The organism is Dietzia sp. E1, assembly GCF_014145015.1.
Lineage (GTDB): Bacteria > Actinomycetota > Actinomycetes > Mycobacteriales > Mycobacteriaceae > Dietzia > Dietzia cinnamea_A.
Map to the genome: position 1 here is coordinate 1 of NZ_JAALDU010000176.1, position 12,220 is coordinate 12,220.

Genomic DNA, 12,220 nt, shown 5'->3' on the forward strand with positions numbered 1-12,220 from the left:
ACGAGCGGGCGGCGGCGGGGGACGCCCCGGTCGAGGTCCACCGCGCCGACGCCACCGATATCGAGACCCTCGCGCACCTGCGGGGCCGGGTCGCGGCCGTCGTGTCCAACCCGCCGTACATCCCCGTGACCGACGACCTACCCGCCGAGGTCCTCGCGCACGAGCCGGCCACCGCGCTGTTCGGGGGAGGTGACGGCCTCGTCGTCGTCGTCCCCCTCGTCGACCTCGCGGCAGCGCTCCTCGCGCCCGGCGGCCTCCTCGCCGTCGAGCACGACGACACGACCGGCGACGCGGTCGCCGCGGTGGTCTCCGCGCAGGGGGGTTTCGGTACCGTGGAGCAGCACACCGACCTCGCCGGTCGGCCGCGGTTCGTCACCGCGAGGCGACTCGACGCGCGCCGCGGCGCCGTCGGCGACCACAGTGGCAACAACGACGACGACGAGGTCGTCACGAGCGCCCGGAAGGGGACCACCCGGTGACCATCACCTACGACTGCACCGAGGACACCGGCCGCGAGGTCGGCCTCAGCTCCGCGGCCGGCGCCCTGCGCGCGGGCAGGCTGGTCGTCACCCCCACCGACACGCTCTACGGCATCGCCGCCGACGCCTTCGACCCCGACGCCGTCAACCTGCTGCTGTCGGCCAAGCACCGCGGCCCCGACATGCCCGTCCCCGTCCTGGTCGGATCGTGGGAGACCATCGACGGCCTCGTCGTGAGCACGCCCGCCCCCGCCCGCGACCTCATCCGCGCCTTCTGGCCCGGCGGGCTGAGCCTCATCGTCCACCAGGCGCCGTCGCTGAACTGGAACCTCGGGCATACGCGCGGCACCGTCATGTTGCGCATGCCGCTGCACCCGGTGGCCATCGAACTCCTCCGCGAGGTCGGTCCGCTCGCGGTGTCCAGCGCCAACGTCTCCGGGCAGCCGCCCGCGACGACCGTCGCCCAGGCGCGCGAGCAGCTCGGCGACTCCGTCGCCGTGTACCTCGACGGCGGTCCCTGCGCGATCGGGGCTCCGTCGACGATCGTCGACCTCACCGGGGCCGCTCCGCGCATCGTGCGTGAGGGAGCGGTGACCGCCGAGCGCGTCGGAGAGGTCCTCGGCATCGACCCCTCGGCCCTGCGCGGCTGAGCCGTGGGCATCGGGATCCCGTTCCGGGAGCTCCTGCTCATCGGCGCCACCGCCGGCCTCGTCACCTTCGTCGTGACCGGGCTGGTCAGGGGAGTGGCGCCCGCGATCGGTGGTCTCGCCTATCCGCGGGAGCGGGACGTGCACGTCGTGCCCACACCTCGGCTCGGCGGCGTGGGCGTCTTCACCGGGATGCTCGTCGCCGTCTACCTCGCCGCCCAGCTCCCCGCCCTCAACAGGGCGTTCCCGCCCTTCGCGCCCGACGTCGAGGCCACCATCATCGCCGGAGGCGTGATCGTCCTGGTGGGGATCGTCGACGACATCCTCGGCCTCGGTGCCGTCACGAAGCTCGCCGGCCAGGCCGCCGCCGCCGGCGTCCTGGTCGCCATGGGCGTGTCGTGGACCCTCGTGTACCTGCCGTTCGGCGACGGCAACATCCTCGTCCTGGATCAGCTGCAGGCCGGGCTGCTCACCGTCGTGTTCACACTGGCGATCGTCAACGCGATGAACTTCGTCGACGGGCTCGACGGGCTCGCCGCCGGACTCGGCGCGATCGCCGCGCTCGCCATCTGCGTGTTCTCCGTGGGGATCATGCTCGACCAGGGCGGAACGGTAGGCGCCTATCCGCCGGCGCTCGTCACCGCCGTGCTCGCGGGCGCGCTCCTGGGCTTCCTTCCCCACAACTTCCAGCCCGCGCGCATCTTCATGGGCGACTCCGGGTCGATGCTCATCGGGTTGGTGCTCGCCGCGGCCTCCACCAGCGCGTCCGGGAAGATCTCGCAGAGCCTGTACGGGCCGCAGGAGATGATCGTGCTGCTCTCCCCGGTGATCGTCGTGGCCGCGGCGATGTTCGTCCCCGTCCTCGACCTCGTCATGGCGGTCGTCCGCCGCGTCGGGGCGGGGCGCAGCCCGTTCGCGCCCGACAAGATGCACCTCCACCACCGGCTCCTCGCGCTGGGGCACTCCCACCGCCGTGTCGCCCTCGTGATCTACGCGTGGGTCTCGCTCATCGCCTTCGGCGCCGTGGGCGCGACCATGCTGCCCACCGAGGTGATCGTGCCGCTCGTCGCCGCCGGTCTGCTCTCCGTGCTGGCCGCGACCCTGGTGCCGCGCCTCCGCAGCTCCCGGGCGCAACACCACTCGGGAGGCAAGACCGCGTCCCGCTAGGCTGCACCCCATGACAGACACGCCCGCCCCCGCCGATCATCCCGCCGAGAGCCCGCACACCGCCGCGTTGCGCAAGGCGGTCCGGTTCGGTGTCCTGGCCCTGGCCGTGCTCGCCGTCGTCGGCGCGATCGTCTGGGCGCTCGTCGACGGTGTGCCCGGGTTGTGGGGCGCCCTGATGGGCGCCGGCATCGGCGGGGCGTTCGTCCTCACCACCGCGATCGTCGTCATCGCCACAGCGCGCTCGGCGCCCCAGACGACCGCGGCGGTCGTGCTGGGCACGTGGCTCCTCAAGCTCGTCGTGGCGATGGGTCTGGTCGCCGCACTCGCACAGTTCGACTTCTATTCGCACACGGCCTTCGGCGTGACGATCATCGTCGCGCTGGTCGTGGTGCTGGCGGGGGAGACATGGGCCGTGCTCAAGGCCCGGACGCCGTACGTCGAACCCACCGTCCCCTGAGGGGTGCCCCTGCCATCACGGACCGAGACCGGGGTGTTACTCTTTACGACGGTGAGACGAGCACGTCACCGGGCTGCCACGTGGCCTGACGACGTTCGCGCGCTGACCCGATCCGGCCGCGAACTCCGGGCCGCTCATACCGAACGCGCTGGGGCGCCCGTCGCCCGACACGACCAGGGGAGAACACACTGAGTACCACGCTTCTGGCCTTCAAAGGCGAGTTCCATCCCCCGAACATCGACAAGGAGTTCTTCCCTGTCGACAAGTGGCTGACGGACTTCGCAGGCGGTGCCTTCACCTTGGACCGGCTCATGCTCGTCCGCCTCCTCATGGCGGTCGTGCTGCTGGCCTTCTTCGTGCTCGCGATGCGCAACCCGAAGCTCGTCCCGCGCGGTGTGCAGAACGTCGCCGAGATCTGCCTCGACTTCGTCCGCGTCCACGTGTCGGAGGAGATCCTCGGCAAGGAGCAGGGGCGTCGCTTCCTGCCGATCATCGCGACGATCTTCTTCGCGGTCATCGCGATGAACCTGCCCACCATCATCCCGGGCCTCAACATCTCGCCGAACGCGCGGATCGGCTTCCCGCTGGTCCTCGCGCTGCTGGGTTACGTGACCTTCATCTACGCCGGGTCCCGGCGATACGGATTCGCCCGCTTCATCAAGGCGAGTGTGGTCATCCCCAACCTGCCGCCGGCCCTGCACCTGCTGGTGGTGCCGATCGAGCTGGTCTCGACCTTCATCCTGCGTCCCGCCACGCTGACCATCCGACTCATGGCCAACATGCTGGCGGGTCACCTGATCATCGTGCTGCTGTTCAGCGCGTCGAACTTCTTCTTCTGGCAGCTCAACGGCTGGACCCTGCTGTCCGCCGGCATCTCCGTGCTGTCGATCGCGTTCACGCTGTTCGAGCTCCTGGTGATCTTCCTGCAGGCGTACATCTTCGCGCTGCTGGTCGCCGTCTACATCGACAGTGCGCTCCACGCGGAGAACCACTAGTACCCGGGCCGTCAGGCCTGACACGACCACCCGTCAACCCGACAACCCACGTCCGACCGGGGCGGAACCACCCACCCCGGCCATCTGAAAGGGATCCACATGGACATCGTCACTCTCGCCCAGGCCGCTGAGACCACCGCCCGCGGCTACGGCGCCATCGGCTACGGCCTCGCCGCGATCGGCCCCGGCATCGGTATCGGCATCCTCGTCGGCAAGACCGTCGAGGGCATGGCCCGTCAGCCCGAGATGGCCGGCACCCTCCGTACCACGATGTTCCTCGGCATCGCCTTCACCGAGGCGCTCGCCCTGATCGGTATCGTCGCCGGCTTCCTGTTCTGATCGACGACACACCGACCTCTTAGGGACGCACCATGAACAACGTCATCGCCATCTTGGCGGCCGAGGGGGAAGCACTCCCCCTGGAGGAGAGCCCCAACCCGCTCATTCCTCCGCTGTATGACATCGTCTGGTCGCTCATCCCGCTCGCCGTCATCCTCTGGCTGTTCTGGAAGTTCATCCTTCCGAAGTTCCAGCAGGTTCTCGATGAGCGAGAGGAGCGGATCGAGGGCGGTCTGCGTCGTGCCGAGCAGACCCAGGCCGAGGCGAAGGAGGAGCTGGCCAAGTACAAGGCGCAGCTCGCCGAGGCGCGCAGCGAAGCGGCCAAGATCCGCGACGACGCGCGAGCCCAGGGCCAGCAGATCCTCGCGGACATGAAGGCCGAGGCGCAGGCCGAGAGCGACCGGATCGTCGCCGCCGGCAACCAGCAGCTCGCGGCCCAGCGTCAGCAGATCGTCGCGGAACTCCGTTCCGACCTCGGGCGTCAGTCCGTCGATCTGGCCGAGCGGCTCATGGGTGAGCAGCTGTCGGACCCGGTCCGTCGCTCCGGCACCATCGACCGCTTTCTGGCAGACCTCGACCGGGTCCCCGGCGCGGGCAAGAACTAAGGGAAGTGGAGTCCATGCACGCAGCGAGTCGCGACGCGCTCGACCAGACCCGTGAGGCACTGAAGTCCGCCCTGGCCGCCGACCCGGCCGGCGGGGCGACCGGTGCGAAGGTGGGCCAGGAGCTCTTCCAGGTCGTCGACGTCCTGGAGGACAACCGGTCACTCCGGGTCGCCGTGGCCGACACGTCCGCCCCGGTGGAGGCCCGCCAGGACCTCGTCCGCGGGGTGTTCGGGTGGAAGGTCGACCAGACCACGCTCGACCTCCTGCTCGCTGCGGTGTCCCGGGACTGGTCCAACCCGCGTGAACTGCGGGCGGGCCTGATCCTGCTGGGCCGCGAGGCGCTCCTGCGCTCCGCGGAGCAGCAGGACCAGCTCCAGACGGTCGAGGACGAGCTGTTCCGGCTCGGCCGCATCGTCGCCGGCGACGCGGAGTTCGAGCAGGCCCTCGCCGACAAGACCGCGCCGGCGGACGCCAAGCGGGCCCTGCTCGCCCAGGTGCTCTACGGCAAGGTCACCGCGGTCACCGAGGCGCTGGCCTCCCAGGCCGTCGCCCGACCGGCCGGGATGCCCGCGGACGACTTCATGGAGATCTCCCGGCAGGCCGCGGAACTCCGCGGCCGCGCCGTGGCCGTGGTGACGAGCGCGGAGCCCCTGACCGAGCAGCAGACCGACGACCTCCGTGGCCGGCTCGCGTCGATCTACGGCCGCGAGCTGGCCATCCACAACGACGTCGATCCCGCCCTGCTGGGCGGGGCGGTGGTCCGAGTGGGTGACGAGATTATCGACGGCAGCGTGGCGGGTCGCCTGGACGCGTTGCGGCGCACCCTGCGCTGACCGGTCCGACCGGTCGAACGACGAGCTGCGGTCTCCAGTGGTCGAGGCTCGGCACACACCTATAAAGCACATCCCGACTTTGAGAGCAGGAATGACATGGCGGAGTTGACGATCTCCTCCGATGAGATCCGCAGCGCGATTGCGAACTACACCTCGACTGTTTCGACCGACGCGACCAAGGAAGAGGTCGGCGTCGTCGTCGACACCAGTGACGGCATCGCGCACATCAGCGGTCTCCCCTCGGCGATGGCCAACGAGCTGCTGGAGTTCCCGGGCGGCATCCTCGGCGTCGCGCTGAACCTGGAGGACCGCGAGATCGGCGCGGTCATCCTCGGCAACTTCGAGGAGATCGCCCAGGGCCAGGAGGTCCGTCGCACCGGTGACGTCCTCTCCGTGCCCGTCGGCGACGGCTTCCTCGGCCGCGTCGTCAACCCGCTCGGCCAGCCGATCGACGGCCTCGGCGACATCGAGTCGGAGGACACCCGCGCCCTCGAGCTGCAGGCCCCCTCCGTCCTCGAGCGCCAGCCGGTCGAGGAGCCCATGCAGACCGGCATCAAGGCGATCGACGCCATGACGCCGATCGGCCGCGGCCAGCGTCAGCTCATCATCGGTGACCGCAAGACGGGCAAGACCGCCGTCTGCATCGACGCCATCCTCAACCAGAAGGCCAACTGGGAGTCGGGCGACAAGACCAAGCAGCTGCGGTGCATCTACGTCGCTGTCGGCCAGAAGGGCTCCACCATCGCGGGCGTCAAGGCGACCCTCGAGGAGCACGGCGCGATGGAGTACACGACCATCGTCGCGGCCCCGGCCTCCGACTCCGCCGGGTTCAAGTGGCTCGCCCCGTTCACCGGCTCGGCCATCGGCCAGCACTGGATGTACCAGGGCAACCACGTCCTCGTGGTGTTCGACGACCTGTCGAAGCAGGCCGACGCCTACCGTGCGATCTCGCTGCTGCTGCGTCGCCCGCCGGGCCGCGAGGCCTACCCGGGTGACGTCTTCTACCTCCACTCCCGCCTGCTGGAGCGGTGCGCCAAGCTCTCGGACGAGATGGGCGGCGGCTCGCTGACCGGCCTGCCGATCATCGAGACCAAGGCCAACGACGTCTCGGCGTTCATCCCGACCAACGTCATCTCGATCACCGACGGCCAGGTCTTCCTCGAGTCCGACCTGTTCAACCGTGGTGTGCGGCCGGCCGTCAACGTCGGTATCTCCGTCTCCCGAGTCGGCGGCGCCGCCCAGACCAAGGGCATGAAGAAGGTCTCCGGCTCGCTGCGTCTCGACCTGGCCGCGTACCGCGATCTCGAGTCGTTCGCGACGTTCGCCTCCGACCTCGACGCCGCCTCCAAGGCCCAGCTCGAGCGCGGCCAGCGTCTGGTGGAGATCCTCAAGCAGGACCAGAGCTCACCGGTGGCCGTCGAGGACCAGATCGTGTCGATCTACCTCGCGGGCGAGGGCTTCTACGACAGCGTCCCCGTCGAGGACGTGCGTCGCTTCGAGAACGAGCTCCTCGAGCACCTGCACCACGCCGCCTCCGACGTCTACGAGCAGATCGCCGGCGGCGCGGCGCTGTCCGACGACTCGATGTCCACCCTCAAGGCCAAGACCGACGAGTTCAAGGATGGCTTCGTGGCCTCCGACGGCTCGCGGGTCGTTAACGAGCCCGAGGCCGAGGCGCTGTCCGAGGACGAGATCGACCGCGAGACGCTGACGGTCACCAAGAAGAAGAAGGCCTGAGGCCTCGCGATGACAGCCATCCGATACTCGGGCGAGAGGAGCGTGATCTGAGACCATGGCCAACCTGCGCGAACTCCGCGACCGGATCAAGTCGGTCAACTCGACCAAGAAGATCACCAAGGCCCAGGAGCTGATCGCCACCTCGCAGATCTCCAAGTCCCAGGCACGGGTCGCCGCGGCGAAGCCGTTCGCGGACCAGATCACGGCGATCCTGACCGACCTCGCGAGTGCGTCGTCGATCCAGCACCGCATGCTCAACGAGCCCGAGGATCCCAAGCGGTCCGCGGTCCTCGTGGTGACCTCCGACCGTGGCATGGCCGGCGGCTACAACCACAATGTCCTCAAGGAGGCCGCCGAGCTCATCGCGTACCTCGAGGGCGAGGGTCGCGAGGTGGACATCTACGTCCTCGGCAACAAGGGCATCGTCTACTACACGTTCCGGGAGATCCCCCTCGCCGGTTCGTGGTCTGGGCACTCCGAGAAGCCCGACTACCAGGAGGCCCGGCCGGCCTTCCAGCTCCTGTCGAAGGCGTTCGCTGTCGGCGGCGAGGACTCGTTCGACGCCGCGGAGTTCCTCGGTGAGGATCACCAGGGCGACACGACCCGTAAGGGCGTGGACGAGGTCCACATCGTCTACACCCGGTTCGTCTCCATGCTGACCCAGACGCCCAAGGCGCGGCGGTTGGCGCCGATCGAGACCCAGGTCGAGATCGAGGAGCTGGACCTGGGCGAGGACTACATGGACTCCCCGGAGGCCGAGTTCAAGCCCGAGGTCACCTTCGAGCCGGATGCCGACACCCTGCTCGACAACCTCCTCCCGAGGTACATGTCGACCCGGGCCTTCGCCGCACTGCTCGAGTCGGCGGCGTCGGAGTCGGCGGCCCGTCGTACGGCCATGAAGTCGGCGACGGACAACGCGACCGACATCGTCGAGGGCCTCAGCCGTGAGGCGAACCAGGCCCGTCAGGCACAGATCACCCAGGAAATCAGCGAGATCGTCGGCGGAGCCGGTGCGCTCGCCGCGAGCGCAGGAAGTGACTAGACAATGACCACAGCTGTAACCGATCAGAGCACGACGGGCACGGCCGGTCTCACCGGCCGGGTCTCCCGCGTCCTGGGCGCGGTCGTCGACGTGGAGTTCCCGCGCGGCGCCCTCCCGGCCCTCTACAACGCCCTCACGGCCGAGATCACCCTCCCGGCCGTCGCCAAGACGGTGACCTTCGAGGTCGCCCAGCACCTCGGTGACAACATGGTGCGCTGCATCTCGATGCAGTCGACCGACGGTCTCGTCCGCGGTGCCGAGGTCGTCGACTCCGGCAAGCCGATCTCGGTGCCGGTCGGCGACGTCGTCAAGGGCCACGTCTTCAACGCGCTCGGCGACTGCCTCGACGCCCCCGGCACGGGCCGGGACGGCGAGCAGTGGGGCATCCACCGCGAGCCGCCGGCCTTCGACCAGCTCGAGGGCAAGACCGAGATCCTCGAGACCGGCGTGAAGGTCATCGACCTGCTGACCCCGTACGTGAAGGGCGGCAAGATCGGCCTGTTCGGTGGCGCCGGTGTCGGCAAGACCGTTCTCATCCAGGAGATGATCACCCGTATCGCGCGTGAGTTCTCCGGTACGTCGGTGTTCGCCGGCGTCGGCGAGCGCACCCGTGAGGGCACCGACCTCTTCCTCGAGATGGAGGAGATGGGCGTCCTCCAGGACACCGCCCTGGTGTTCGGTCAGATGGACGAGCCGCCGGGGACGCGTATGCGCGTCGCCCTCTCGGCCCTGACGATGGCCGAGTACTTCCGCGACGTGCAGGGCCAGGACGTCCTGCTGTTCATCGACAACATCTTCCGTTTCACCCAGGCCGGTTCCGAGGTCTCGACGCTGCTCGGTCGTATGCCGTCCGCCGTCGGTTACCAGCCGACCCTGGCGGACGAGATGGGTCAGCTGCAGGAGCGGATCACCTCGACCCGCGGTCGCTCGATCACCTCGCTGCAGGCGATCTACGTCCCCGCGGACGACTACACCGACCCCGCGCCGGCGACCACGTTCGCCCACCTCGACGCCACCACGGAGCTCTCCCGCTCCATCGCGTCGAAGGGCATCTACCCGGCCGTCGACCCGCTCACCTCGACCTCCCGCATCCTCGAGCCCGGCATCGTGGGCGAGGAGCACTACCGCGTGGCGCAGGAAGTCATCCGGATCCTCCAGAAGTACAAGGAGCTCCAGGACATCATCGCGATCCTCGGTATGGACGAGCTCTCCGAGGAGGACAAGGTCACCGTCCAGCGCGCGCGTCGTCTCGAGCGCTTCCTGGGCCAGAACTTCCTCGTCGCCGAGAAGTTCACCGGCCAGGTCGGCTCGGTCGTGCCGCTGTCCGAGACCATCGAGGCCTTCGACAAGCTGTGCAAGGGCGAGCTCGACCACCTGCCCGAGCAGGCGTTCAACGGCATCGGCGGTCTGGACGACGTCGAGAAGGCCGCCAAGAAGCTCTCGGGGAAGTGACCGTAGACAATGGCTGACATCGAAGTCGAGTTCGTCACGGTCGAGCGCCGCTTCTGGTCCGGTACCGCCACGATGGTGGTCGCCAAGACCACCGAGGGCGAGATCGGCATCCAGGCCGGGCACGAGCCGCTGCTCGGCGAACTGGACGCCGGTGGCACCGTGACCGTCTACACCGACGAGGGCAAGAAGGTCGCCGCGGTCCAGGGCGGCTTCCTCTCGGTCACCGCTCACAAGGTCAGTATCCTCGGTGAGGCCGCGGAGTGGTCCGACGCGATCGACCGTTCCGCCGCCGAGAAGGCGCTGTCCGAGGCCGGCGACGACGCCGCCGCCGCCGCAAAGGCCCGGGGTCGCCTCCGCGCCATCGAGAAGGCCGGCGCCTAGTCGACCCCCCGGCCCGACCGGCACCCCGGCCGCGGCCACCGGAAGGAGTTGAGCAGATTGACGGCTCCCATCGAGATCGTTCTCGGTGTCGTCGTCCTGCTCGTCCTGATCCCGGTGGTCGCGGCCGCGGTCTATCGTCTGGTGGTCGTCCGACGGAACTCCACGTCGGTCCTCGTGCGCAGCACAGGGGAGGAGTCGTGGCGATACGGAGCGGTCCGGTATTCCGATACGGACGTCGCCTTCTACCGCCTGCGCAGCGTCCGGTTCGGGGCCGACGTCCGGCTGGATCGTCGGAGTCTGGCACTGGGGGCGCGGCGGCAACCGACCGGCCCCGAGCTCGACGTGGCCGAGGAGGGCGAGGTGATCGTCCCCTTCTCCGGCACCGATCCCCGGGGCACCCTCGTCGAGGGCGAGCTGTGTCTGGCCCCCGCCAAACTGACCGGGATGCTCGCGTGGGTCGAGGCCTGTTCGACCGAGCAGATCCGACCACGGCGTCCCCACCGCTGACGCCCCGGACCGCGATCCCGGTCCGCTGCCCGACCGCAGCGGTCCACCGCCCGTTTCAGGAGGAATCCTTGCGTCTCGTCGTCGCCACGTGTCAGGTCGACTACGTGGGCCGTCTCACCGCGCACCTTCCCATGGCGCCGCGCCTGCTGCTCGTCAAGGCCGACGGCTCGGTCAGCGTCCATGCCGATGACCGGGCGTACAAGCCGCTCAACTGGATGACGCCGCCCTGCTCGCTGACCGAGCAGGAGCATCCGGAGAACCCTGACCACCGCCTCTGGATCGTGGAGAACAAGGCGGGGGAGCAGCTGCGGATCACAGTGGCCGAGGTGCACCACGAGTCCCACCACGAACTCGGAGTGGATCCGGGTCTCGTGAAGGACGGCGTCGAGGCCCACCTGCAGGAGCTGCTCGCCGAACACATCGAGACCCTGGGGCCGGGGTACAGCCTCGTGCGCCGCGAGTACATGACCGCGATCGGCCCGGTCGACATCCTCGGCCGTGACGCCGACGGGGTGACCGTCGCGGTGGAGATCAAACGTCGCGGTGAGATCGACGGCGTCGAGCAGCTCACCCGGTACCTGGAACTGCTCAACCGCGACCCACTGCTCGCCCCGGTGACCGGGATCTTCGCCGCCCAGGTCATCAAGCCGCAGGCCCGCACCCTCGCCACGGACCGGGGGATCCGGTGCGTCACCCTCGACTACGACACGCTCCGCGGCATCGAGTCCACCGACCTCCGGCTCTTCTGAGCGGGCTCGGCCGATGCCCAGGAGACACCGGCGCGGAGGCGGCGAACGCCCCGCGCCCCGGCGGGACGGCCTCGGCGGCGGCGCGCTCGAGTCCGGCCCCGCCGGCGATCCCGATCAGTACCACGTCCGGCGGATCCCGGCGGCGCGGGCTACGAAGGACTATCGATGCCCGGGGTGTGATCACCTCGTGACCGCGGGAACACCTCACGTCGTCGCGTGGCCGGAGCGGCCGGGTGGCGATGAGGAACGACGGCACTGGCACGCCGGGTGCTGGTCCGGTCGCGGCCGGCGTGGCCTCACCCGTCGCTGGAGCTGAACCCTGGTTCCGGCGGCAGCTCGAACGCGTCGTCGCCCTCGGTGCCGGGGACGGGTTCGAGCCTCGCGCGGATCGCGGTGAGATCGCCGATCACGCGCTGCCGGAGATCCCGTAGCTCCTCGACGTGCGACCGGGCCCGCGTCGTGACGTCCCGCGCCTCGTCACGGGCCCGGTCGACGATCCGGCGCGCCTCCTCGTGCGCCTCACGGCGCGTCGCGTCGGCGGCGGCTACCGCGGCGTCGTGACGCTCGCGCTCCTCGCGCAGCGATTCGCTGCGGCGCAGATTCGACGCGAGTCGGAAATCCTCGTCGATCTGCTCCCGACGACGGGCGGCCTGCTCGTCGAGTGACCGCGCCTCCCGCTGGGCAGCGCGAACGATCTCCTCCGCCCGCGTGCGGGCCGCGGCGAGCACGCCGGTGTGTTCGGTCCGGACGGCGGCGGCGCGGGCGCGGACGTCCGCCAGTTCGGCGGCCGCGGTCTCCCGGAGTCGCCACGCCTCCTCCTCGGCCTCCGT

Annotated in this window: 14 protein-coding genes and 2 pseudogenes; 15 read left to right on the forward strand and 1 reads right to left on the reverse strand. The window is 69.6% G+C overall.

Annotation, left to right across the window (positions count from 1 at the left end):
- The 15 genes and pseudogenes from G6030_RS07185 to G6030_RS16445 form a co-directional block, all read left to right on the forward strand.
- Positions 1 to 479, forward strand: a pseudogene (locus tag G6030_RS07185) (peptide chain release factor N(5)-glutamine methyltransferase); the annotation flags it as partial.
- Positions 476 to 1,129: an L-threonylcarbamoyladenylate synthase gene (locus G6030_RS07190; protein WP_182642652.1), complete on the forward strand. Its 654-nt coding sequence runs from the start codon at positions 476 to 478 to the stop codon at positions 1,127 to 1,129. The pseudogene G6030_RS07185 and the gene G6030_RS07190, both read left to right, overlap by 4 nt.
- A 3-nt stretch (positions 1,130 to 1,132) precedes the next feature.
- Complete coding sequence (locus G6030_RS07195; RefSeq protein ID WP_182642653.1) at positions 1,133 to 2,293, forward strand: undecaprenyl/decaprenyl-phosphate alpha-N-acetylglucosaminyl 1-phosphate transferase; 1,161 nt, start codon at positions 1,133 to 1,135, stop codon at positions 2,291 to 2,293.
- A gap of 10 nt (positions 2,294 to 2,303) precedes the next feature.
- Positions 2,304 to 2,750 (forward strand): hypothetical protein, encoded by a 447-nt coding sequence (locus tag G6030_RS07200; protein ID WP_182642654.1) that lies wholly within the window; start codon positions 2,304 to 2,306, stop codon positions 2,748 to 2,750.
- A gap of 203 nt (positions 2,751 to 2,953) precedes the next feature.
- Positions 2,954 to 3,745, forward strand: coding sequence for a F0F1 ATP synthase subunit A (gene atpB, locus G6030_RS07205; RefSeq protein ID WP_182642660.1), 792 nt, complete (start codon positions 2,954 to 2,956; stop codon positions 3,743 to 3,745).
- Between the two features lie 99 nt (positions 3,746 to 3,844).
- Positions 3,845 to 4,084 (forward strand): ATP synthase F0 subunit C, encoded by a 240-nt coding sequence (locus G6030_RS07210; protein ID WP_182642655.1) that lies wholly within the window; start codon positions 3,845 to 3,847, stop codon positions 4,082 to 4,084.
- A gap of 32 nt (positions 4,085 to 4,116) precedes the next feature.
- Positions 4,117 to 4,689, forward strand: a complete 573-nt coding sequence (locus G6030_RS07215) for a F0F1 ATP synthase subunit B (RefSeq protein WP_182642656.1) — start codon at positions 4,117 to 4,119, stop codon at positions 4,687 to 4,689.
- Positions 4,690 to 4,703: 14 nt separating this feature from the next.
- A complete protein-coding gene (locus G6030_RS07220) occupies positions 4,704 to 5,522 on the forward strand; it encodes a F0F1 ATP synthase subunit delta (protein ID WP_182642657.1) in 819 nt (272 codons plus the stop codon).
- 96 nt (positions 5,523 to 5,618) lie between these two features.
- Positions 5,619 to 7,259 (forward strand): F0F1 ATP synthase subunit alpha, encoded by a 1,641-nt coding sequence (gene atpA, locus G6030_RS07225; protein ID WP_182642658.1) that lies wholly within the window; start codon positions 5,619 to 5,621, stop codon positions 7,257 to 7,259.
- 55 nt (positions 7,260 to 7,314) lie between these two features.
- Positions 7,315 to 8,301, forward strand: a complete 987-nt coding sequence (locus G6030_RS07230) for a F0F1 ATP synthase subunit gamma (RefSeq protein ID WP_007627615.1) — start codon at positions 7,315 to 7,317, stop codon at positions 8,299 to 8,301.
- Between the two features lie 3 nt (positions 8,302 to 8,304).
- Positions 8,305 to 9,753 (forward strand): F0F1 ATP synthase subunit beta, encoded by a 1,449-nt coding sequence (gene atpD / locus G6030_RS07235; RefSeq protein ID WP_007627613.1) that lies wholly within the window; start codon positions 8,305 to 8,307, stop codon positions 9,751 to 9,753.
- Positions 9,754 to 9,762: 9 nt separating this feature from the next.
- Positions 9,763 to 10,134 carry a F0F1 ATP synthase subunit epsilon gene (locus tag G6030_RS07240; RefSeq protein WP_007627612.1) on the forward strand — a complete coding sequence of 124 codons (372 nt, stop codon included), beginning with the start codon at positions 9,763 to 9,765 and terminating at the stop codon, positions 10,132 to 10,134.
- A gap of 57 nt (positions 10,135 to 10,191) precedes the next feature.
- Positions 10,192 to 10,641, forward strand: coding sequence for a DUF2550 family protein (locus tag G6030_RS07245; RefSeq protein WP_182642659.1), 450 nt, complete (start codon positions 10,192 to 10,194; stop codon positions 10,639 to 10,641).
- A gap of 68 nt (positions 10,642 to 10,709) precedes the next feature.
- Positions 10,710 to 11,390, forward strand: coding sequence for an endonuclease NucS (gene nucS / locus G6030_RS07250; RefSeq protein WP_070721294.1), 681 nt, complete (start codon positions 10,710 to 10,712; stop codon positions 11,388 to 11,390).
- A 13-nt stretch (positions 11,391 to 11,403) separates the two neighbouring features.
- Positions 11,404 to 11,706, forward strand: coding sequence for an ATP/GTP-binding protein (locus tag G6030_RS16445; RefSeq protein WP_241724224.1), 303 nt, complete (start codon positions 11,404 to 11,406; stop codon positions 11,704 to 11,706).
- Here G6030_RS16445 and G6030_RS07255 read toward each other — a convergent pair.
- Positions 11,687 to 12,220, reverse strand: a pseudogene (locus G6030_RS07255) (hypothetical protein); the annotation flags it as partial. The gene G6030_RS16445 and the pseudogene G6030_RS07255 sit on opposite strands and share 20 nt — an antisense overlap.